20 protein-coding genes, 1 tRNA gene and 1 pseudogene are annotated in these 21,367 nt (G+C 63.5%); 13 read left to right on the forward strand and 9 right to left on the reverse strand.

Going from position 1 to position 21,367, the window contains the following annotated elements:
- From B4U45_RS16670 to B4U45_RS16680, 3 genes and pseudogenes are all read right to left on the reverse strand, one after another.
- The coding region (locus B4U45_RS16670) for an alpha/beta fold hydrolase (RefSeq protein ID WP_219859461.1) at positions 1 to 715 on the reverse strand (715 nt) is incomplete at its 3' end.
- A 1-nt stretch (position 716) separates the two neighbouring features.
- Complete coding sequence (locus tag B4U45_RS16675; RefSeq protein ID WP_158006321.1) at positions 717 to 1,184, reverse strand: PIN-like domain-containing protein; 468 nt, start codon at positions 1,182 to 1,184, stop codon at positions 717 to 719.
- A gap of 9 nt (positions 1,185 to 1,193) precedes the next feature.
- Positions 1,194 to 1,908: pseudogene (locus B4U45_RS16680) on the reverse strand (DUF433 domain-containing protein).
- A 644-nt stretch (positions 1,909 to 2,552) separates the two neighbouring features.
- On the opposite strand from B4U45_RS16680, the gene B4U45_RS16685 reads away from it, so the two are divergent.
- Positions 2,553 to 3,530: a hypothetical protein gene (locus tag B4U45_RS16685; protein ID WP_075546332.1), complete on the forward strand. Its 978-nt coding sequence runs from the start codon at positions 2,553 to 2,555 to the stop codon at positions 3,528 to 3,530.
- Positions 3,531 to 3,748: 218 nt separating this feature from the next.
- Here B4U45_RS16685 and B4U45_RS16690 read toward each other — a convergent pair whose 3' ends face one another.
- Positions 3,749 to 3,970 (reverse strand): hypothetical protein, encoded by a 222-nt coding sequence (locus B4U45_RS16690; protein ID WP_075546333.1) that lies wholly within the window; start codon positions 3,968 to 3,970, stop codon positions 3,749 to 3,751.
- 2 nt (positions 3,971 to 3,972) lie between these two features.
- Positions 3,973 to 5,130, reverse strand: coding sequence for a hypothetical protein (locus B4U45_RS16695; protein ID WP_075546334.1), 1,158 nt, complete (start codon positions 5,128 to 5,130; stop codon positions 3,973 to 3,975).
- A 156-nt stretch (positions 5,131 to 5,286) separates the two neighbouring features.
- Here B4U45_RS16695 and B4U45_RS16700 point away from each other — a divergent pair, with 156 nt between their 5' ends.
- From B4U45_RS16700 to B4U45_RS16730, 7 genes are all read left to right on the forward strand, one after another.
- A complete protein-coding gene (locus tag B4U45_RS16700) occupies positions 5,287 to 5,568 on the forward strand; it encodes a hypothetical protein (RefSeq protein ID WP_131808269.1) in 282 nt (93 codons plus the stop codon).
- A gap of 32 nt (positions 5,569 to 5,600) precedes the next feature.
- Positions 5,601 to 6,329: a hypothetical protein gene (locus B4U45_RS16705; RefSeq protein WP_075546335.1), complete on the forward strand. Its 729-nt coding sequence runs from the start codon at positions 5,601 to 5,603 to the stop codon at positions 6,327 to 6,329.
- Positions 6,330 to 6,811: 482 nt separating this feature from the next.
- The gene (locus tag B4U45_RS16710; protein WP_241780203.1) at positions 6,812 to 7,072 is read left to right on the forward strand and encodes a hypothetical protein; all 261 of its coding nucleotides are present in this window, start codon (positions 6,812 to 6,814) and stop codon (positions 7,070 to 7,072) included.
- A gap of 198 nt (positions 7,073 to 7,270) precedes the next feature.
- Positions 7,271 to 9,538: a bifunctional DNA primase/polymerase gene (locus B4U45_RS16715; protein ID WP_075546336.1), complete on the forward strand. Its 2,268-nt coding sequence runs from the start codon at positions 7,271 to 7,273 to the stop codon at positions 9,536 to 9,538.
- Positions 9,539 to 10,593: 1,055 nt separating this feature from the next.
- Entirely contained in the window at positions 10,594 to 10,968 is a 375-nt protein-coding gene (locus B4U45_RS16720) for a hypothetical protein (RefSeq protein ID WP_131808270.1), read from the forward strand.
- Positions 10,965 to 11,642: a recombinase family protein gene (locus tag B4U45_RS16725; RefSeq protein WP_306770940.1), complete on the forward strand. Its 678-nt coding sequence runs from the start codon at positions 10,965 to 10,967 to the stop codon at positions 11,640 to 11,642. Before B4U45_RS16720 ends, B4U45_RS16725 begins: the two co-directional genes overlap by 4 nt.
- Entirely contained in the window at positions 11,642 to 13,069 is a 1,428-nt protein-coding gene (locus B4U45_RS16730; protein ID WP_075546338.1) for a tyrosine-type recombinase/integrase, read from the forward strand. The genes B4U45_RS16725 and B4U45_RS16730 overlap by 1 nt, the downstream gene beginning before the upstream one ends.
- A 20-nt stretch (positions 13,070 to 13,089) precedes the next feature.
- Here B4U45_RS16730 and B4U45_RS16735 read toward each other — a convergent pair whose 3' ends face one another.
- From B4U45_RS16735 to B4U45_RS16750, 4 genes are all read right to left on the reverse strand, one after another.
- Positions 13,090 to 14,232 carry a restriction endonuclease gene (locus B4U45_RS16735; RefSeq protein ID WP_075546339.1) on the reverse strand — a complete coding sequence of 381 codons (1,143 nt, stop codon included), beginning with the start codon at positions 14,230 to 14,232 and terminating at the stop codon, positions 13,090 to 13,092.
- On the reverse strand, positions 14,225 to 15,151 hold the full coding sequence (yhdJ, locus tag B4U45_RS16740; RefSeq protein WP_082275327.1) for an adenine-specific DNA-methyltransferase: 927 nt from the start codon (positions 15,149 to 15,151) through the stop codon (positions 14,225 to 14,227). Before yhdJ ends, B4U45_RS16735 begins: the two co-directional genes overlap by 8 nt.
- A 134-nt stretch (positions 15,152 to 15,285) precedes the next feature.
- A tRNA-Gly gene (locus tag B4U45_RS16745) sits at positions 15,286 to 15,359 on the reverse strand.
- Between the two features lie 29 nt (positions 15,360 to 15,388).
- Positions 15,389 to 16,144: a ZIP family metal transporter gene (locus B4U45_RS16750; protein ID WP_089025051.1), complete on the reverse strand. Its 756-nt coding sequence runs from the start codon at positions 16,142 to 16,144 to the stop codon at positions 15,389 to 15,391.
- A gap of 42 nt (positions 16,145 to 16,186) precedes the next feature.
- On the opposite strand from B4U45_RS16750, the gene pcp reads away from it, so the two are divergent.
- The 5 genes from pcp to B4U45_RS16775 form a co-directional block, all read left to right on the forward strand.
- Positions 16,187 to 16,855 (forward strand): pyroglutamyl-peptidase I, encoded by a 669-nt coding sequence (pcp, locus tag B4U45_RS16755; RefSeq protein WP_075546341.1) that lies wholly within the window; start codon positions 16,187 to 16,189, stop codon positions 16,853 to 16,855.
- A gap of 117 nt (positions 16,856 to 16,972) precedes the next feature.
- Complete coding sequence (locus B4U45_RS16760) at positions 16,973 to 17,641, forward strand: VldE C-terminal domain-containing protein (RefSeq protein ID WP_075546342.1); 669 nt, start codon at positions 16,973 to 16,975, stop codon at positions 17,639 to 17,641.
- Positions 17,642 to 17,721: 80 nt separating this feature from the next.
- A complete protein-coding gene (gene dcd / locus B4U45_RS16765) occupies positions 17,722 to 18,294 on the forward strand; it encodes a dCTP deaminase (RefSeq protein WP_075546343.1) in 573 nt (190 codons plus the stop codon).
- Between the two features lie 96 nt (positions 18,295 to 18,390).
- Entirely contained in the window at positions 18,391 to 19,950 is a 1,560-nt protein-coding gene (locus B4U45_RS16770) for a DUF7159 family protein (RefSeq protein ID WP_183154956.1), read from the forward strand.
- A gap of 206 nt (positions 19,951 to 20,156) precedes the next feature.
- Positions 20,157 to 21,367: DUF7159 family protein (locus B4U45_RS16775; RefSeq protein ID WP_219859462.1), on the forward strand; the 1,211-nt coding region annotated here is incomplete at its 3' end.

Raw genomic sequence — 21,367 nt, forward strand, 5'->3', positions numbered from 1 at the left:
CCGCCGCCTCGATGGGCACCAACCGATCACCGGGGCGCGCCATGACCAAGGAAGGCGCTCGCACGGAGGCGAGCACACCGCGGACGTCGATCTCCATGAACGCTTTCCACCACAGCTTGGCCATCGTCGGACTCGCCATGGCGCGCTGGAGCTTGCCAAACATTTCTCTTACGCCAGGCGTGTCGGCAGTCGCGCCATAGAACAGATCTGCAAGTGCGCCATCTCCCCAGCGACTGTCGATCTCGTCGAGCTGCGATTCGATTTCGGCAGGCGTGAATCCCCACGGGAAGTCGGGCAGCTCTTGGGAATACCGTGCCGCGGTGCCGTAAAGAACAAGGGAGGCAACCCGTTCCGGGTGGGTGGCGGAGAATACCACGCTCACCGATCCGCCCTCGCTGGTGCCGAGGAATGCCGCCCGGTCGGCGCCAGCGGCATCCAGGATGGCTCGCACATCGTCGATGCGCTGGTCTATTGACGGTGGCTGAGTCGAGGGGTCCGACAGGCCCGTCCCGCGTCTGTCCCAAACGATGGACCGGGTCGACTGAGAAACCAGGTCGACGAATTCCGCGTACGGGCTTCCGGGTTCGTCGATCGTGTCGACATTGCTCAGCACCCAGCCCGATACCCAGATGAGAAAAGGGCCGGCGTCGCCGAACACGCGGTAGGCCAACCGCACGTCCCCGTTGCGGGCATAGCGCAGCGGCGCGTTGGTCACGTCAACATCCTGGCATCAGGCGAGTCGAAGGTCTGCGCATTTCGCTCATGCGCTTGCGGGCGCGGCGTCGCCAAGGCGGCCGGCGGCGCACCCACAGCCACCACGGCCCCTCCGGCGCCTTCTCGCGGTGATGCTCAATAGCCGGCCACCTTGTGACGATCCGCGTCAGCTGTGCCCAAGCCGACTGTTTGCCAACCTTGCCGTGCAAGTGGATAGCTTTGAGCTTGTGGGCTATCGCCAACTCGGCCTCTACTGGCCGCGTCCGTAGGTGCTTATCGTTGGTGATTACCACCCACCCGCGTTCGCCGACAATCGGGATCCAGTCGGTGTCGAGGATGCCCGGCGGCAGCATGTCGCCGACGGGCGTGCGGCCGAACCGGGCGGTGTCTTTCCGCACAGCAACAAGCGCTGCCCCCACGCGAAGCAAGTTTTCGTCGACAACGTAGGTCACGCCGTCGAGTTGCAGCATTTCCCGGCTTTACGCTGCCAGCTTCGCGAGCTTGTACTTGTTGGTGTAGTCGATCGCGTCCTGCACCTGCCGCAGGCTTAGTCCGTAGTCGGCGGCCAGATCCTCGCGCCGCTCGCCGCTGAAGACCATTCGGGCGATCGTCACCGGCGACACACGCCGCCCAACAAACGTGGGCTGGCCGCTGTATCGGCTTGGGTTGATCACGATTTCGGGAAACCCTTTGTCGGCAGGAAGCTCAACGATCACGGGCTCGCCAAGGTCATCCTGGCTGAGCGTCGCCGTCTCGGCGAGCCACCGCGCGTCACCAAGTAGGGCTTGGCCGGTGTGGATCGTCATTTCGACGTCGTTAAGGCCGACGTCCTCGCCGGTCACCGTTAGGTCCCGCTCATGGGTCGACAGGAAAGGGCGAAGGTGTGCCAGTGGGTACCGGAGGTTGAACTGTGCGCGTAGGCGCTCAATTGCCGCGCGCTGCCGCGCGATGGGTACCTTTCGCCGATCGCGGTATTCGGCGAGCATGCGAGTCTCGTGCGAACTCCCCCCAGGTGACCCAGGCCGTGTCTCGGGGCATGACGCGCAGGATCGGCGGGTGCTCTTTGCCGCCACGCTCGTAACCGTTGATCCAACGCTTCGCGGTGCCAGCTGGGAGCCCAATGAGCCGATCGACTTCGGCATACACGTAGGCGTCTCGATCGAGCATCGAGGTGACCGACATGGTTGAAAGCATGGCACAACGCTATCGGCGCTGGCCGACAGTTCCGTTGGCGAAGCCAAGATCGCTGTGGGCTGTCGGAGGCAGTGGGTGCGGAGGCAGCGATGGTCGTCGAACTCGCGGCTGGTGTTGCCCGCCGACCTTCAACCGGCGCGGCGCCGGCCACATCGCGTGGGGCTTACGATGATGTGCGATGGCGTGGCGGAGGTTCCTCCACCACGGCCACCTGGTCGATCAGGAAACCACCGCTGAAGCGGTCAGAGTTCGCTCGGACGGAACCTAGTGTCCGCTCGGCGCGGTGGTGGCGGGTACCGGTGACGCTTCAGGGACATCGTGGTGACACCGAGCACGAGATTCGAACGGATCGAACAGCATTCACGCTGGTCAACGTGGAGCCGATGACGGGAATCGAACCCGCGTATTCAGCTTGGGAAGTATTTTCTACGCCCGAACGGGTGAGCGATAGCGCTGGTCGGCGGGCTGCCGCGATGCTGCGTCTGCACTGTTCAGGACCAGTTTCGGTACGGCTAACGGACGCCCCCGGTACGGCGTCGGTACGCCCACAGTTCGGCTGCGTCTACGGGACCGTTACGGGACCATTTGGACACGCTCGCCGACACGCCAAGATGTTGTCGGAGCGCGGCCGCAGAATTGGCTCTATGAGCGAGGCCCCTGCTGAGGACGTCAGCGAAGGAACGTCCGAGACGATCTACACCAACCCGTGGATTGCCGAGTACAAGCGGCGCCAGGCGATGTTGATGGAGATGCGGGCGTTCGAGGTCATCGCGATGATGAAGGATTTGAACCTGACGTCGTACGCCTTCAGCAGGAACGCGGAGGAATTGCAGGCCCACATTTGGCGGTATCCCGAGATCGGCCAGAGCCAGCCGTTCAACCCCGACGTGGGCGACCCCTTCGGCATCGAGCTGGCTCGACTCCTCTCGAACTTTCTCGGCTCGGTGAAGTCGCTCATCTCGGGTCAGCGAGCAGTCCTACGCGACATCTGGCCGAGCATTGGCAAACAGCTGTCCGAGTTCGAGCGCGGCGAGTACACCAAAAAGCGCCTCGCCGTGTTCGAAGCAGACGAAGCAAAGCTGCTCGTAGAACTGCGCAACTATTCCCAGCACAAGTTCCTTCCTTATCTGAACCCGGCATGGCAGTTCTCCCAGACGATGCCCATGGCGGAGTTCCAGTTTCGGCTGCGAGTTGAGCCGCTATTGAAGTGGGACGCCCTGAACGCAGAGGTACGGACTTACCTTGAGCAGCAGGGCAAGTCGTTTGACCTGCAGCCGATTATCGGCCGCTACACGGCAGCGGTACGCGAGTTTTACAAATGGTTCTGGGAGAAGGTTGACGAGAAGATGGCACCAGAACGCGTCGAATACGACGCGCACGTGGCCGAGTTGACGGTCTACGGCGAGGAAGTGTTCCTGACGCCGGATTGGGTCCGACAACCCGGCGGCGAAGCGCCACCGGGATGGAACGGTGCTCGTTGGCGGCGGCGGTCATTGGCCGAGATTCGGCGGCGACGCTGGGCTCTCGGCCACCAGTCGTTCCGCGGTATCACCGTCGACAGTCAAGGCGTGGCTGAGGTCGGCGAACACCCTTGGACACCGATTCTGTTGCGAGTCAACTAGCGCCGCTGGTGTGCAGCCGGGGCGGGCGCGAACGGCCAACCTGGGGCGGGGAGTCCCACTGCCTCAACCCGCCCCGGCGACCGCGCTAGCGACAGACGTAGCGCGGCCTAGCACATGCGTAGCCGTGGCGCGGGGGCGCCGGCAGCTCGCGGTACTGGCCGCGAGTCGGGCAGCCAGGACGGAGCCGCCGGGTACACAAGCCCCGCCCCGGCCACGTTTCATAGTGCAATTTGCTCACCGGCGTAGCCCACTGGTGCGCCACTCGGCCTGTAGCCCTTGTCTTTGCGTTTCGGTGGGTCAGCCATCGACGGCGCGCGGCCAACGTACTTACCGCCTTGGTCGGGCGGGGTGCGTTCCTTGCCGGGTGGTACGGCCCCACGGCCCCACGAAAATTCGGTGTCCTCGACTGTGCCGCCGTAGTAGTCCCGCGTGAACTTCATGGCTATAGCTCGATGACGGGCGGGGCGTAGGTCGGGCTCGCGGCAATTTGGATTGCGACGGCTGCGCCGCGATGCCGGACACCCGTGCCAAAGCCGCGCGCGAGGAACGAATCTTGGAGCGGGTAGCCCCGCCACTGTCCAGGAATGCGTCTCAGTCCCCGGTAGGCCGGGTTGGTGTGTTCGCGGAAGCCAACCGGGTTGGCGTCACTACCGGGACCACCCGTAGCCACGATGGCTACGTAACCCTGTGGAATGAAATAGCTCTCAATGATCCAGGCCTTGCCATAACTGCCCGTCACCAGAAGTCCCTCGTACTCCGCAGGCGGTACCGCGCCGTGAATGTTCTCCTGCGAGATATACGCGGGCGCATTGGAACTCGGGATGAAGTCGTAACGCGGCGTTTTGTTGGTGTCGTACGTAACTCCAGCGCGCCAGCTCGCAATCTCCGATGCCTCGATGTCGTTCGGATGCGCCAAGAGTAAGAACCGCGCGGCCTGCGTTGTGCCGTAGCCATGCTCAGCAATATGCCGAATCCCGTTCTCAACATGGATCGGGTCCAACGTGGTGCTGTTCGTCGCCAGGTAGTGGGTGTGCGTACCGTCGAACGTCCTGCCCATGTGGTTGGGTGGCTTCATGCCGTCTGCGTTCCACAGGCCATAGCAGTTATGGCCGAAGTCATTCGTGAAAACTATTGGGGAAAACAATCTTTGGAGGATGCTGCCCGTAACGAGCCGGTTGTCGGCCTCCAGAGCCCTGGTGATGCGGTTCGTGACTTGCTCGCTGGTGGCTGAGCGAAGATACTTCCACGTGCACCGAAGCGCCAAATCGTAATCTCTCCACGAGTAACCCAATTTGAGGTAACTCGGATCGCTGACGCCGCTCGGCACGCCGAACTCGGTTGCTTCTTCAAAGTGCTCGGCCTTCACGTTCTGCGGCACGGCGTCGGCAGCGTTGATCGTCCTGTACGACAGCAGGTTCGCGAGCGCGGACCTGTGTGAGTTGTAGAGCGCGAGAACCTCGCCTAGCTCCAACCAGACAGAGTCAAGGGTTACGCCATCGGCGAGCTGATTAACTAAGACATCGCCGTGCGTTTGGGTTCCGCCTAGGCCGTCGCCACCCCAAATCCGAAACGGCCTGGGGATCAGTGGATTAGTAGTCATGGCGTAGATGCCTCCTGATGTGCGTATTCGAGCGAAGCTACGCCAAAGAGGCTGGGCGCGCCCGTCGCTAGCACCTCCCGTGTGTGACCGTAGGTTAGCCGAGGCGGTTCGCGGCGAGGAAGGGTTAAGATCAAGGGACACAGGAAGGTTCACAGGATGCCTAAACTACTACCGCCTGCCCTACCAAAAGGCGCGGAACTGTCGCCGTTGCTAACCGTTCGCGGCAGAGCTGGCGCGCACCGCTGGTTGACTGAAGTTCTCTGCGTACCGCTCACACTCAACTACGTGCGTAACGCCGCAACCCGCCGCGAGATACCAAGCACGGTAGTTGCGGGCGTGTTGATGTTCTCGACACAAGACCTCTTCAACTGGGCAACGTCGCTGAATACCAAGACGGCCCGCACCGGCTTGGGCGCGGAGTGGGGTGAAACCGCATGACACGGCAGCAATCTACGGGGAGCCCACGCCCCATGGACCCAAGAGCCAACACGACCGTGCGCGCTGCCAACCGGGCTACCGCGATCATCATGAAGGCGTTCAGCACGCGCGAAGACACGGTGTTGTTCGATCCCGTGCGTGTGCCGGTCCTCGCTGAGCGGGCCGACGCGGCGGCAGCCGACTTCCATCTGCGCGAGGGTGAAGCGTCGCGCGAGCGCGCGTTGGGCCTACCACCGTCGTTGCAGTACAAGACCTTGGACACCGACTCCGACCCCGACGCCACCCATGAGCAGGGCGTTGCCAAGATTTGGCGAGTTGGGGGAAGCCTTGTATACGTCGTGCGCGACCGCTGGCGTCACGAGGACAACCGTGACCGCAGCATGAGCCCTGCGGAAGAAATAGCGAGCTTGCTGCTGCTCGACCGATCCGTTGATGACTACTGGTGCTTTGGCGGTGAACACAACCCGCGCTACGTCCGCGACTACGAACTCCGCTGCACTGTGAACATCGCGCACGACTGCACCGCTCCGCTCAGCCCCGATGTGAACGAGTACGGCGGTGGGACTACCCGGTGGCTGCCGGTGGACCGTGCACCGTTGATCATGCTGTTCCGTTGCTGCACTGCATGCGAAACCCTGGCCGGCAAGTTCGCCGCCAACACCTACAAGACCGCCGTCATCAACGCCCGTGCCGACCTCCCACCCGGCGCGGTGATCCTGCCGAACCCCGAGCCCGATGTGAACCCCGACGCGTGGGCGTAGACCAATTGACCTGCGATGATGATGCACCACCCGGGGATTTACGATTCACCGCGTTTTGCACCCGTACAGGGTGAAGGGCAGCGATTGTCGTCGCTCAGCGTGGCTGTCAGGGGCCAATACGGCGATGCTGTTTTCGTGACCGCCCAACCTCGGCGGCGCCAAGGCCCGAACCGGGCCAGTCCGTAGTCCGCTCTGAAGCGAGTGCATTGATACGTATTGACTGCCTAACTTCTGCTTAGCCAATCAACATGTATTCGTCGCCGTGGCCCGGTCTGGGCAGGAAAACCGCTGCTTCGCACTTGTTTTCGGGCGGGTATACACACGCTTTAGTTTCGGCGCTGCGGCGACGGTTCGGGTAAGGTAGTAGGGGTGTAGGGCCGTCTACGACGGCCTGACCCTCCCCTCGGACGCGCTTCCTACATAAACCGGGGATTGGAAGTGGGCGCAAACAACCAAAACTGCAACATTTTTGGAGTGCGCCCATGAATGAAAACCAGAAGCCGACCATGACGGAGCAAGAGCTCTGGGAATGGTTGCACTACGACGAGGGCATCCCGGTAAGCCGCCGTGCAATCAAGCACGCCGTGATCGATCGAAGGATCACCCCGACGCGGTTCGGTAACAACAACTACTTCTCCAAGCAAGATGGCTGGGACTTCGTTGCCGCGCAGAAGCAGCCCAGTGCCACTCGCTTTGTCGGCCCTAACGCGCATCGCGCGCCGAAAACCGCTGCAGTCCAATAAAAGTGTTGCCCCGGCGGGGATGGCAACCCACCGGGGCGGTACGACCGTAAGCCTGGCAGCGGAAGGATCGTGATGCCTAGTCTACCGCCTGAGACGACCCGCCGAAAGCGGCGCCGAAACCCGTTTGCGCTAGAGCCTGGGGTCCCGAACACAAACGGGCACAGTGACGTTCAGTTGCTGCTGCCGGACGTGACAGGTATGACCCTACTTGAAGCCGCACTGGCGTACGTGGAAGCCGGATGGTATGTACTCCCAACTGATCCCGACGACATCAAGAACCCCGGCAGCGTCGTGGGCGGCAAGTGGCAAGACAAATCGACCCGTGACCCTGATCGGATACTGCGCTGGTGGAAAGTGAACCCGAACTACGGAATCGCGTTGCACTCTGGGCGATCTGGCGCGGTTGTGTTTGATCTTGACCTCGACAGCATTAATGGCATCAGGGTCTATGGGCGTGATGACTTGGCCGACGCGCTGCTGAGCGCCGCGGCGATTCAAGGCACGCGCCGTGATGGTGACCGTGGGCACTACATCTTCGTAATGCCTCCCGACAAGCAGTTTGGCAACGGCGCGGGCGCGTTCACGATCTGCGGCGACGTCAGGGGCAAGAACGGCGTCATCATCGCAGCCCCGACTCCTCACCCCGACGCCGAAACCAAAGGCGGTGTCTACCGCCAGGTGAGAACCGGGCCGGTGAGTCCGTTGCCGGAAGTGCTGCGAGAGTGCCTGACCGAAGCCGCTGACCAAAACGATCCGCTGACCGATGCCGAGTTGGAGGCGTTCCTGGACGCGCACACCGGTGGAGGGTGTGGACGGGATAGCTGCCGACACAAGATCGACGGCCCGATAACGAACTACAACGCGAATGTCGATGAAGGCGCGAGCCGCTACCAGACGTTGGTTGCGGTCGCACCGTGGGCGTTCTCGGAGGCAGTGGCCGGCTGCTACCCGGCACGTGAACTTGTGGAGGCGCTGCGCACGGCGTACAACGCCAGGTTCGGGCCAGAGGATGGAGAACGACTCGGGCGAATCGCTGCTGAGTTCCTTCGGGTCATGAAATGGGGCGCGGCCCAGGCTGACCCCGATCGGGCGCACCGTAACGACGACTTGCCAACAGACGCCGAGTTGGAGGCGTTCTGGTCGGCGCGGCCCGAGTTGGAGCAGCTGCGGACGTTCGCGCGGGCACGCTGTGTTGGGCCATGGTCAACGCTCGGCGCGGTCCTCGCACGGGCAATCGCGGCCATTCCGCCCGACGTGGTGCTGCCGCCGACGATTGGGTCCGAGGCGAGTTTGAATCTGTTCGTCGCCTTAGTGGCTCGTTCCGGTTTCGGCAAGAACACATCCGAAGCTGCGGCCGAGGACTTTGTGGCCAGTGAGACGTTCGTGTTCGTCGCGACACCAGGTAGCGGCGAAGGCATCCTCAAGCAGTACGCCTATGTGAGGAAGCCGAAAGGCCAGGAACCGCAACAGATTAACCTGCGGAACTCGGTGATGTTCACGGTGGGCGAGGTTGACACCTTCGCGGCGCTCGCAGGCCGTGGCGGTTCGACGCTGATGCCAGAGCTTCGCAAGGCGTGGATGGGCGAGCGGCTTGGGTTCGGGTGGGCGAACGCGGAGAAGGCCCTCGTGGTGATGGGCCACCGCTACCGCATGACGATGGTGGTCGGCGTCCAGCCGGGGCGCGGTGGGGCACTTCTGCAGGATTCGGACGGTGGTACGCCGCAACGGTTTATCTGGCTTCCGACGACGGATCCAGATGCAGCAGACGAGCCGCCCGATGAACCCGAGCCGCTGCGTCTACCCGCATGGCCGAGACCTGGTGATGATCAGGGAGCTACAGCCGATGATGATGGTCCGAAACTGAAGTTTGGACCAGGCGATGAGTACAAGCTTGAGATGCCCGCCGACAAGTCGGGATTTCATGTGCTGGGGTTGCCGCCGAGCGTGGTTGAGACAGTGCGGCGAGAACAGAAGGCGAAGCTGCGCGGCGAAGTCCCAGAGAACCAGGCACTAGATGCACACGCGACCCTCGCGCGGCTGAAGGTGGCGGTGGGGCTGATGTGGATGAACGGCCGGACCGACAAAGTCACCGACGAGGACTGGGACCTTGCCGGTGTCGTGATGAGCGTGTCGACTGCGACGCGAACCGAGGTCCAAGCGGCGCTGAAGACCAAGGCGCGCTCTGCCAATCGGGAGCGCGGACGGCAGGACGCCGAACGAGAAGTTGTGAAAGCGGATGTTCTGCGGGAGAGAGCGATTACGCGAGTTGCAGAGGGCATCTGCCGGAAGTTACGGCGAGAGAATGACCGAACCCTCAATCAGATCAAGAAGTGTTTCAGCAACGACGATCGCCAGTATGTCGAACCCGCGCTCGACTCCTTGCGGTTAGTCGGCGCGATCGAAGCGAATGTAATTGAGTACCAAGGCAACGACGGTTATCGGTTCCACCTCAAGGAGGGCCGATGACGATCACGGTTCAGAGGGGGAGACGAGGAGAGGTCTCCCCGCCTGCCGCGAAAACTTGCGACTTAGGCCGTCCTAAAAGTACCAGGAAGTTGCTATTTCATCATTCGCGGGTATCGCGCGTGGCCCGAAATCTCGCGCGGCACAGGGGGAGATTCTCCCCCTCTCCCCCTCTGGCGGCGCGCCTTGGCCGGATCACAAAGAGAGACACCACGACCGATTGGAGAGTGCATTGATCACTTATGACCGTTTGCCCCCGCCGTATTGGTGGGAGCCCCAAAAGCCCACGCGGCGTGGAATAGCCACACGCCCGCGACAGAACCCACGGCGACCGCCTTGGCCAGAGGACCGGATCCGGCCAGGTGAACGATGAGCGAGCAACCTAAGAATGCTAGAGCCTTAAATGCACTGACATATGAGCAGCGCCTCGACCATCCACGTCGCTGTACTGCGCGAAGGCAGCGCGATGGTAAACCGTGCGGCCGCTTCGCGATTCGCGGGGGGACAGTGTGTCGCATCCACGGCGGAGCGTCGCCTCAGGCGCAACGAAAAGCCAAGGAGCGATTGAACTTCGCGAAGGCGATCATGTTGGAGCGCGCGGTGCGCGGTGTAACTCCTGACCCGAGTGTGTCGCCAGCCGACAAACGGTTAGCCAAGGTTGTGGCCAAGCGCGCGGGCAAGCCAATTCGCCGCGCCGCTAAGCGGCCAGCCGGGCCACCGGGACCAATACCTGACGCGCCCACTAACCGAGCGCCTGAGCCCGAGCGCCGTCCCGTGCCAGCGCCCGAGGCTGCCGTAGCACAGCCCGAGCGGCCCGTAGAACCTGCGAAGCCTGCTGGCGCACCGCCGTGGGCTGAACCGCCCGCGCGCACTCCTAGCGGCCAGCTCGTGCCAGAAGAGCAGGCACTAGCCGAAATAGCCGCCGCGAATCGGCGCGCACGAGTTAGCCATAGACGGCGACAGTGCAGGTAAAGGTATAGTGAGACGTGTGCTAGCTGGCGTAGCGTTCGGGGCGTAAGGCGGTGACGGTCGTTTCCGCCCCGACGAGAGGAACCGAAGTGAGCAGATTCAGACCCGGCGACCGCGTACGTGTGGTCTCTGTGACCAACGAAGGCAGCGAGCCCGTCACCGACCCGGCGCACCCCGACGCCATCGACTGGACCGGCACGCCGCTGATCGGCGCGGTGGGCGTCGTGACGGACGTGTACACACATGGATTCGTGGACGCGACAGTCCATTTCGACCACCTGGCCGACAACGAGGGCTGTGGCTTTGTGGACACCGACCTGGAGCCTGTGTCTGAGATCATCCCGCTACCCGAACACTTCGTGGAGCGGCTTATCGCCGCACGCGAGGACAAGCTAACCGACGAGGAACGGCAACAACTGTTCCGTGAGTTGAACGACTACGAACAGTCGTTGGGGGAGTCATGAGCCCCAAAGCGAAACCACAGAGCGCGTTGATGTTTGGCTATTCGCGCGTCAGCACCGAGGAGCAAGCCGAGAAGCGCAACGGGCTGGAGGCCCAGCACGCGACCATCGACACCGAGGCTGAGCGGCGAGGCTGGGCAGTGGAGCACTACACCGACGCGGGCGTGACCGGCAAGGTGATCGGCCCACAGTTGCGAGAAGTGTTGCAGCTCTTGGCGAGCGGGCAAGGTGATGGCCTCGTGGTCGCCAAGCTCGACAGGCTGTCACGGTCGATAGTCAACGCCGCCAACATAATCGAAGCCGCCCAGGCGCAAGGCTGGTCGCTCCTCGTGTTAGACCTCGGCGTTGACCTCACGACGGCAGCGGGCCGCATGGTGGCGATGAACCTGGTCAACTTCGCCCAGTATGAGCGTGAGCTGATCTCCGAGCGCACCAAGGCGGGTCTGGCGGCGAAGCGGGCACGCGGCGAGCAGCTGGGTAGGCCACGGCTAGCGAAACCGGGTGTCGTCCGACGAATCATCATGGACCGCAACAGCGGACTGAGCTTCGCCAAGATCGCCAGCGCCCTGGAAGCCGAGGGCATCTTGTCGCCTGCTGGGCTGTCTACCTGGCAGAGCAGTACCGTGCGCCGCATCTACGCGAGCGCCAGGGCTGCAACAGAATTGGCAGCAAGCTGATGGCAAGCGTCCAGAAGCGCGTACGCGCCAGCGGTACAACAACGTACGTGGTGCGGTGGTACGACCCCGACGGTACCGATCGCACCAAGGGTGGGTTCCGCACCCGCAAGGACGCGAAGGCGTTCGCCAACAAGGCCGAGACGGCGGCGCTTACCGGCATGGACTTCGACCCCGGCAAGGGCAAAATGCTGTTCCGGGACGCGGCGGCGGTCTGGTTGGAGTCCCGCAAGGCCGACACCCGCAACAACGCTGAGAATCACCGCTACGCCCTCGCCCCGGCCGCAACCCGTCGCGGCGACGGCAAGACGCTCGGCATTGACGCGGTGTTTGGCGGCTACCCGCTGAACAAGATCACCCGCGAGTACATCCAGGCGTGGGTGAATCGGCTCACCGAGGCGGGCAAGAAGCCGTCCACTGTGCGGCACGCGTTCTGGACCGTCCGGATGGTCCTGGAGCAAGCGGTGGTGGATGGCCGGCTGGCGAAGAACCCCGCCGAGTACATCAAGTTGCCCACCGAGACCGGCACCAACGGCGGGCAGGCCGGGGTCGTCGTGGACCGGGCGATGTTCCTCACCCCCGCACAGCTTTCCGCGCTCGTGGACGCGACGCCTTGGCCGTACAACGTCCTGGTTCACGTCGCCGCGTGGGCGGGTCTGCGTGCGGCGGAACTCGGCGGGCTCACCATCGCCAACGTCGAACTCCCAGACGTGCCACTCAATCCGAACGCCCCGGCGAAGCCAGGTGTGCTGCGGGTGCAGCAGGCAGCGCGGGCGAAGGGTGCGGCCATCGAGTACGGCCCGCTGAAGACCAAGCAGAGCTACCGCCGCGTGCCGTTGACCGCCGACACGACGGAGTTACTGCGGGGCTACCTCGCCGAGCATCCGCGCCTAGACGAGCCCGACGCGCCCCTATGGCCCGGTATGTCGTTGACCCGGCCCCGGCCTACGGGCGCGCGCGCCGACACCGCCGCACCAGGAACGGCCACTACGGGTGTGGAAGAGGCAGCCCCGAGCGCGACCGCGAAGGGCCGCGCGCGGCGACAGGCCAACGCGCTCGCCGAACTCACAGTGGAGGACGCGGAGAAGCGGTTGGTGCTCGACTGGACCCAGCCGCTACGCCACGCGACGTTCTACAAGGCGGTGTACCGACCGGCGGTGTTGCGCGCCAACAGACTGACGCCGACCGCGGAGCTGGACCCGGAGCAGTCGTTCCACTCGCTGCGCCACACGTACGCGAGCTTGTGCCTCGCGGCGGGCATTCGGCCCATCGACATCGCGGAGTTGATGGGGCACCGCGACGTGAAGACCACGCTGACGGTTTACGCCCACCTGATCAACAGCGACGACCACACGGGCAACATGGCCGCGCTCGGTGCACTCGCTGCTCCGAAGGCGTACGGCGGCAACGTGATATCGCTACACGGCTGAGGCGGGAATCGCCCAATCCCTTAAGATGCAGTCATCGCGCGAAGCATCGCTTCTTCATCATCGTCGAGATTGAACTCCACGCGGGAATGGAGAATTATCTCGCTTATTATTTCGGAGAACTTTCCCTCCGCCGCAGCTTGTTCGAGGTACTGAAGAAGTTGCGGGATCGTGACTACTTCTTCGACCGCGGCCATGTAGGCGTCGACCACCTTCTGTACCCCAAACAACTCTTCTGCTCCCGCCCGTAGTCTGTCCCGCACGACAGAACTCTCAAGTTCCGTCTTGATTACGAACGTAATGGGAAATCGTTGAACCTTGTCTATGTCAAGAAAATACTTCTTCAAGTCCAGCGTCTCGGTGACCTGGAAGAACCGGCCGAGGGGCCGCATGACGAAATCGATTCCGCCATCGTTGGCGTTTGTACGGCCAGTTTTGTATAGGCGAAGAATTTGCTCTTCGACTGACTCACGCGTAGGCCCAATCCATATCGTATCGCTACCATAATGGGCCTTCATGATGGCGAATGATACTATCTCGAAGATACGCGCATCCGTCGTGGGCTGCAGCAGCGAGGCTACAAATTCAACCTTCTTTTGAGACTCGCTATCATCTAGTTCATCGATCTGTTGGCAGTCGCTTATAAATTCGGTGAAACGGTCACGCCGCGTCTCCACGTATTTATCGATTATCTCGATGATCGCCTCTGCGATGTTCTGGTCGTGGACCACAAGCAGCGGTTCGGTTATCCAGTACCGTTGAGTTGCGACGTCTCGCAAGATGGGCCTGGCAGGTTCGTCGGGATAAAATTTGTGAAACTCGTCGTTGAGCCGGTTATTCAAAGCGTGATTTTGCAACTTTTCACCGAAAGGTAACTGGCGTTGTCTAATCATCAACTGGCTGAACCGTGCGCCTTCGTACTCACTGTAATTTGACCGCTGCACATAGCCTTTGGCGATATAATCCTCGACAAGCACATAAATCGCGTAGAGGTTAGCGAATGAGCCCCGAGATTTTGAGCCTCGATTGGCTGCGCGTGTCTTTAGTACTATGTAGCCGATCAGTAAGCTTTCGTGGAATATTTTATGGCCGGTATCAGGACCGAACCTCCTAACCAGAATGGCTAAGACTTCATCGGCGAAGGAATCTAAAGCGTCTTCAGGCATCTTCGAATGGAAGCCCATCGGCGAGATCTGAAGGCAGGCTTTTGACGCCGTTCCTATTGCGTTGCTTGCGCCGCTTTTCAATTGCTGTCAACGGTACTCCGTCCAACTCATCCGCGATGCTAAGGCGTCGAAGGCCAATGCCGATATATTCGCGGGACCGTTCGATACCGATCGACCGGCGACCCAATTTCTGTGCAACGGCGCAGGTCGTAAACGTGCCGGCGAAAGGATCGAGAACTAGGTCACCTGCATTCGAACTTGCACGGATGATCCGTTCGAGCAACGCTTCCGGCTTCTGGCTCGGATGATCCTCAAACTCTGCCATCCGGAATCGAACTCGTGGAAAGTACCAAGCGTTTCCAGGAATCTTCTCGGACGAGTAGACAGTCGGAACATCTTTTCTGTAGTCAATCAACTTCCGTTGGGCACCCGTCCTGGCCTCTACCTTTATGTCGTCCGCATTGAAAACGTAGTTCAGTGGGTCCTTTACGCAGTGAAGAATCGGTTCCCAGAGAGAACCAAAATACCGACGCGCCTGCACGCCGCTGCTGTCATAGTGCCAACAGATTCGAGAGACGACCGACAGCCGCTCGCGAAGAAAAACGTCGATATAGGGCATGCTCTGCGTGCTAGCCATCACGTAGAGCGACCCGTTCGGGGCTAACTTATCGATGCACAGAGCGAGCCACTTCTCACACCATCCCGAATAGCTCTTGTCGTCAGGCCACTTGTCGTGGAAGTCCTTGAACCGCTTTCCGATGTTGTAGGGCGGGTCCGCGAAGATCAGGGCACATGAACCGTCAGGCACCTCAGGAAGCAAGTCCAAGGCGTCACCGTTCCACACGGCGTTGCTCCCCGAGCCGAACCGGTGCTGCCGTTGGAGTGGTTGAGGATCGGTGCTATCGGTGTCCAGTGCCATGCGAAGGATTCTTCCAAGTGAGCCTGACACTATCGCGCCGACACGCAGGCCGGAAGCCACAGCGCTGTACGGGACCGTTACGGGACCGGGCGTCTGGCGGGGAGTTGGAGACGGGCCGAATGACCAGGTAGATATGGAGCCGATGACGGGAATCGAACCCGCGTATTCAGCTTGGGAAGCTGATGTTCTGCCATTGAACTACATCGGCGTGGTTGCTTCAGAAGGCTAGCATCCGGGTCATTCCATCACTCCCAGGCAGTACAGGATCAAGAATCCGGCGAAAAACATCACCGCCATCCACGGCCGCTCCGGCGTCTCGTGCGCCTCGACCAGCAACTCCTCGACGACCAGCCACAGCAGCGCCGCCGCCGCGAAGGCCAACACCAGGGTAAGGACGCTGGCACTCGCGCCGCCGAGTACCAGCGCACCCAGCACCGCCCCCGCCGCGGTGACCAGGCTGACGCCACCGGTGATCACCGCGGCCCGCATCCGATGCACTCCCGAGCCGGCCAAACGCAGCGCCACCGTCAGCCCAAGAAACAGCACCTCGACCGTCAAGGCGATCGCGATGATGACCGCGGTGCGCTTCGACACGGTCGCGCCGGTTGCGACCAGCAACCCGTCGATGAAGAGGTCGACGGCCACCACGGCGAGAAACCCGATGGGCAGGACGCCGCCAGACACCTCGACGTCGCCGGCAGCCTCGTCGCCGTCGAAATGCCGCAGCCCGATCAACACCGCGACGCCCGCGCAAAAGCCCACGACGATCAGCCACAGCGAACCCCGGGCGCGCAGATCCGGCAATACCTCACCGGCCACTGCCGCCATGACCACCCCCGCGGCGAAATGCTGCACGCCACTGACGAGCGCAGGCGACGGGCTCCGCACCACCGCGACCACGCCGCCGATGATCCCGGCGACGACGGGGAAGGCGACCAGGGACGCGGCCGTCGTCACGATGTTGATGGCAACCTCCCGGGTCCGGTCGAAAATGTGTCATCGCGCAACCGCGCGAACCGCAGATCAAGGAGCATCATGTCGCAGGTACTGGTCACCGGATTCGGAGCGTACGGCAACACGCCCGCCAACCCGGCGCAGCTCACCGCCGAGGCGCTGGACGGTCGTGTCATCGCCGGCGCCACGGTGACCGCCCGGATCGTGCCGAATGTGTTCTTCGAGTCGATCGCCGCAACGCGGCGGGCCATCGCCGACATTCGGCCGCAGGTGGTGGTCATGTTGGGCGAATATCCGGGGCGCGCCATGATCACTGTCGAGCGGCTCGCACAAAACATCAACGATTGCGGGCGATACGGGCTTGCCGACAACGCCGGCACGGTTCTGGTGGGAGAGCAGACGGACCCGGCCGGCCCCGTTGCCTACCATGCGACGGTGCCGATCCACGCCATGGTCGTCGCCATGCGCGAGGCCGGCGTGCCGGCCGACATCTCCGATGCCGCCGGAACCTTCGTCTGCAACCACCTGATGTACGGCGTCTTGCACCACATCGCGACGAACGGCCTGCCGATCCGCGCCGGCTGGATTCATCTGCCGTGCCTGCCCAGTGTTGCCGCCCTAGAACACAACCTCGGCGCTCCGAGCATGTCCGTGGAAACAGCGGTCGCCGGGGTCGCCGCCGGTATCGCGGCAGCCGTTCGACAATTGTCTGATATCGGCAAGCCCGTCCGGTCTCGATTGCAGATCTGACATCAGTACTGGTAGCAGTACCTTTGCCGGTGTGATTCGATAAACCGCTGGTTTACGCGAATAATAATTTCCTATTAGGGGATGTTTATTGTTTCGTGATCTCGTAGAGTGCGTCAGGTGGGAAGGCACTCGTTAGCCCGGGAACGGCGAAGGTCGCCAGCTGTCCTGGCCACTGTCGTGGCCCCTGTCCTTGCCCCAGCTGCTGTGTTCTTCGCGGTGGCCGGAGATGTCGGTCCGTCTGACGCGCGCGTTGTCGACCCGGGTGAGGGACCCTGCTGCGTGGAGATCGTGGCCGCCACTCCGGCGGCTTTGGTGTCGAGAATGCCTGGTGGCGAGGCTGGCATGGGTTTGGGAGGCGGTCAGTTCGCTGCGGCATCCCGGTGGCGGGTCGACACCCGGTCCCGGGCGCTGCCGCCGGGGGTTGCGCCAGAGCAGGGTCTTCAGGTCAAGACGATCCTGGTGGCCCGCAGTATCAGTGCGCTGTTTCCCGAGGTCCACGAGATCGGCGGCGTTCGAGCGGACGCGTTGCGGTGGCACCCCAACGGGTTGGCGCTTGACGTGATGATTCCGGATCCGGGCAGCGCCGACGGTATTTCACTGGGTAATCAGATCGTCGGCTACGTGTTGCTGCACGCAAGCCGATTCGGCATACAGGATGCGATTTGGCGGGGCGTTTATTACACGCCCGAAGGCGCACGCAGGTCCGGTGCCGGCCATTACGACCACGTCCACATCACCACTACCGGCGGCGGCTACCCGACCGGCGAGGAAATCTACCTGCGCTGAGCCTCGCGCCAGCCAACTGAGCCGTGCGCCGCTGAGCCGGCGCCACCCGCTGCGAAGCTACCGGCAGCTACGCTCGTCGGGTGCTGCTCTCTGACCGTGACCTCAGAGCCGAAATCTGCGCCGGGCGGCTGGGCATCGACCCGTTCGACGACAGCCTGGTACAGCCGTCCAGCGTTGACGTCCGACTCGACTGCCTGTTTCGGGTTTTCAACAACACTCGCTACACCCACATTGATCCGGCCAAGCAACAGGACGAGCTGACCAGCCTGGTGGAGCCGGCCAAAGGAGATCCGTTCGTCCTACATCCGGGCGAGTTCGTGCTGGCCTCGACATTGGAGCTGTTCAGGCTGCCCGACGATCTCGCCGGACGGCTGGAAGGCAAGTCGTCGCTCGGCCGGCTGGGATTGCTCACCCACTCCACCGCCGGATTCATCGATCCCGGCTTCAGCGGCCACATCACGCTGGAGCTGTCCAACGTCGCCAATCTGCCGATCGCTCTGTGGCCGGGAATGAAGATCGGCCAGTTGTGCATTCTGCGATTGACCAGCCCGGCCGAGCACCCGTACGGGAGCAGCAGCGTCGGATCCAAGTATCAAGGTCAGCGCGGCCCGACGCCGTCGCGTTCCTACGTGAACTTCATACGTTCTACATAGCTTCGGGCCGGCTCCGGGCATTGTTTGTGGGACTAACATCTTTTTAGGCGTGTTCTGCTCCAGTCCACCGCCGGTCGCAAAACCTTGGGAGGGGTTTTGGACGTTGTACTCGGCATTTCGATGGCACCGGCCGCGGTTCGGATGGCGTTGGTCGAAGGCCAAGACGGTGACGGCCTGATCGTCGAAGAAGACACCTTCTCCGTCGGCCCGGACCCATCCACCAATAGCGCATCCGACCAGGTGATCGCTGCGATTCTGGGCACCCGGCAGGGCGCGGTCGAGGCCGGCTTGCGGCTTTCCTCCGTCGGCGTGACGTGCCCCGACGACACATCGGCTGCGGCTCTGCGCGACGCGCTGGCCGCCCACAAGCTCGAAAACGTCATGCTGGTTTCGGCGTTTCTGGCTGCGGCCGCGTTGGGGCAGGCGGTCGGCGGCGCCGTCGGCTACGAGCGGACGGCGGTGTTGTTCGTCGAACCGGACACGGCGACGTTGGCGGTGGTCGACACCGCCGACGGGGCGGTCAGCGAGGTGCGCCGGCAGCTGCTTTCCCAGGACGACGACACGGCGGTGGCCGAGGTCGTCGACATGGTCGCCGGCGTCGAGTCGATGCCGTCCCGTCCCGACGGTGTCTACGTGGTGGGCGCTGACGTCGACATTGCCCTGATCAAGCCCGCGCTCGACGCGGCGACGCCGCTGACGGTACGCGTGCCGGAGGAAGACGAGATGGCCCTGGCTCGGGGTGCGGCGCTGGCGTCGGGCAACGCACCGTTGTTCGCTTCCTCCACCGCGGCTCTGGCGTACGCGCAGGATCTGCCCGATCCCGACCTTCTTCGCGACGAGTTCGTCGCCGACGCCACGCCGGACGACTCCGCCGGCCGCCGGTCGGCCCTGTTGATCGGTAGCGCAGTGGCGGTCATCGCCATCGCCGCGGTGGTGGCGCTCGAGGTTGCCCTGGCGATCAATATCCGCCCGACCGTCGCCTTGCTGCCCAGGCCCAGCGAGAACCATCTCGTTGCGCCGACGGAGCCCGCTCCCGCGCCCACGCAGGTCGCGGCCGCTCCGCAGCCGAGGATCGACCTGCCGCGACCCGCTGCGCCACCCCTAGCCGCGAGCCCGCAACCACGGGCTCCATTGCCCGCGGCCTCGGTCCCGGCCGCTCCGGTTCTACCGGCTTTACCGGCCCCGGTGTTGCCGGCTCCGGAGGTTCCAGCTCGGCAGGCTGCGCCGGCGCGTGATACGGCCGTCGTAGTTCCGCCGGTGTTGCCAATCCTGGTGCCCCCGGTCCTCGCGACTGGTCCCGAGACGCTGCTGCGCCCGCCGGTGCCCAAGGCGCCGGCGCAAGTGCCGCGGCCCCAACCGCAGGCGCCTGCGCCTCGCGTCGAGGTTCCGGCGTCACCACCGCGGATCGCGAGTCCCGTTCCTCGTAAGCCGGTCCGACTACCTCCTCCGGTCCTGGCGCCGTCACCCAAACCGGGGCATGGCCCCGGTGGTGGTGGCGGCGGTCGAGGAGGGCTGTTCGGCGGCGGTCCCGGCGGTAAGGGGCCGGTCGGCGGTAAGGGTCCGGTCGGCGGCAAGGGTCCGGTCGGTGGCGGCGGTAAGGGTCCCTTCGGCGGTGGTGGCCACGGCGGCTTCGGCGGCGGGCACCGATCCAGATAGCAAACTTCGAATAAGCAAGCGCGGGTTACTGGCGCGGCGGACAGTGATTTGTGGTTGTCGCAGCAAACCAACTCCGAGAGTGATTGCGGGCCGCGAGTAAGATGGGAATACCGGGTTGGGGACCCGGGGCAAGGTTGGCAGTCACGTATCCGCGACGACGCAAAAGACTATATGGGGGAGCTTTGGACACCGTACTTGGTGTGTCGATGGCGCCAACCGCAGTCCGGATGGTGCTGGTTGAAGGCGAAAACGGCGACGGCGCACTAGTTGATCAGGACGAGTTCGACGTCTCCGGTGACGGGGACGCGGCGACTGCCAGTGCGGCCCAACAGGTGGTATCGGCGATCCTGGGCACCCGCGAAGGCGCTTCTGAGGGTGGCTACCAGCTGGCCTCGACGGGTGTGACCTGGCGGGATCCGGCCCAGGCCGCTGCGCTGCGTGAAGCGCTGGCCAACCAGAAGATCGAGAAGGTGGTGCTGGTCTCGGCATTCTTGGCCGCGGCCGCCCTGGCTCAAGCGGTTGGCAACGAGACCAACTATGCGCACACGGCGCTGCTGTTCATCGAGCCGGAGACCGCGACCCTTGCGGTGGTCGACAGCGCGGATGGCTCGATCGCCGACATCCAGCGACAGCTGCTTTCCGACGACGACGACACCGCCGTTGCCCAGTTGACGGAGATGGTCTCGGCCGCCGAAAGCCTGGAGACACATCCGGACGCCATATTCGTCGTCGGCTCCGGTATCGACATCCCGATGATCAAGCCGGCGTTGGAGACCGCGACCGCGCTTCCGGTGACCGCGGCCGAGGAGCCCGATACTGCGCTGGCCCGAGGCGCGGCACTGGCCTCGGCTAATACCCCCCTTTTCGTGTCGTCGACGGCCGCGCTGGCCTACGCACAAGATCCCGGTACCGGCGCCCTGGATCCGAACCGGCTCGATGCCGCCTACTTCAACGACGTCTCCGACAGCGTGCAAACCGGCGAGGGGCCGTTGGCTTACAGCGCCGTCCCGGACAGCGTCGTCGCCGACAGTGCGGTGCCCGATGATCAGCCGGAGCGCAAGCCGTTCCCGCTGCTCGCGAGCATCGTGACGTCGATCTTCGTCATCGGCGTTGCGGCCCTTGCGCTTTCGTTGGCCGTCAGCATCCGGTCGTCAACCGATGTAAAGCCCGACCCCGGCCATAACGTCGTGACACCGTCGGCGCCGGCACCGGCAGCTCACGCTCCCGCGCCGACACCGCAAGCTCCCCCGCCGACACCCCAAGCACCGGCACCTCAGGCTCCTGCTCCGCAGCAGCCCGCACCGGCTCCCCAGGCTCCGGCTCCGGCGCCGGCCCCCCAGGCTCCGGCACCGGCTCCCCGGGCTCCAGCGCCCGCTCCGGCTCCGATTCCGGTGGCTCCCGCGCCCGCGCCGGCACC

This window comes from Mycobacterium persicum (assembly GCF_002086915.1).
GTDB classification, from domain to species: Bacteria; Actinomycetota; Actinomycetes; order Mycobacteriales; family Mycobacteriaceae; genus Mycobacterium; species Mycobacterium persicum.

What these genes read in the sequence shown, in the direction of transcription:
- B4U45_RS16675 (WP_158006321.1), bottom strand. Translation starts at nt 1,184, where the DNA reads ATGCTGCAACTCGACGGCGTGACCTACGTTGTCGACGAAAACTTGCTT.
- B4U45_RS16685 (WP_075546332.1), top strand. Translation starts at nt 2,553, where the DNA reads ATGAGCGAGGCCCCTGCTGAGGACGTCAGCGAAGGAACGTCCGAGACG.
- B4U45_RS16690 (WP_075546333.1), bottom strand. Translation starts at nt 3,970, where the DNA reads ATGAAGTTCACGCGGGACTACTACGGCGGCACAGTCGAGGACACCGAA.
- B4U45_RS16695 (WP_075546334.1), bottom strand. Translation starts at nt 5,130, where the DNA reads ATGACTACTAATCCACTGATCCCCAGGCCGTTTCGGATTTGGGGTGGC.
- B4U45_RS16700 (WP_131808269.1), top strand. Translation starts at nt 5,287, where the DNA reads ATGCCTAAACTACTACCGCCTGCCCTACCAAAAGGCGCGGAACTGTCG.
- B4U45_RS16705 (WP_075546335.1), top strand. Translation starts at nt 5,601, where the DNA reads ATGGACCCAAGAGCCAACACGACCGTGCGCGCTGCCAACCGGGCTACC.
- B4U45_RS16710 (WP_241780203.1), top strand. Translation starts at nt 6,812, where the DNA reads ATGAATGAAAACCAGAAGCCGACCATGACGGAGCAAGAGCTCTGGGAA.
- B4U45_RS16715 (WP_075546336.1), top strand. Translation starts at nt 7,271, where the DNA reads ATGACCCTACTTGAAGCCGCACTGGCGTACGTGGAAGCCGGATGGTAT.
- B4U45_RS16725 (WP_306770940.1), top strand. Translation starts at nt 10,965, where the DNA reads ATGAGCCCCAAAGCGAAACCACAGAGCGCGTTGATGTTTGGCTATTCG.
- B4U45_RS16730 (WP_075546338.1), top strand. Translation starts at nt 11,642, where the DNA reads ATGGCAAGCGTCCAGAAGCGCGTACGCGCCAGCGGTACAACAACGTAC.
- B4U45_RS16735 (WP_075546339.1), bottom strand. Translation starts at nt 14,232, where the DNA reads ATGCCTGAAGACGCTTTAGATTCCTTCGCCGATGAAGTCTTAGCCATT.
- yhdJ (WP_082275327.1), bottom strand. Translation starts at nt 15,151, where the DNA reads ATGGCACTGGACACCGATAGCACCGATCCTCAACCACTCCAACGGCAG.
- pcp (WP_075546341.1), top strand. Translation starts at nt 16,187, where the DNA reads ATGTCGCAGGTACTGGTCACCGGATTCGGAGCGTACGGCAACACGCCC.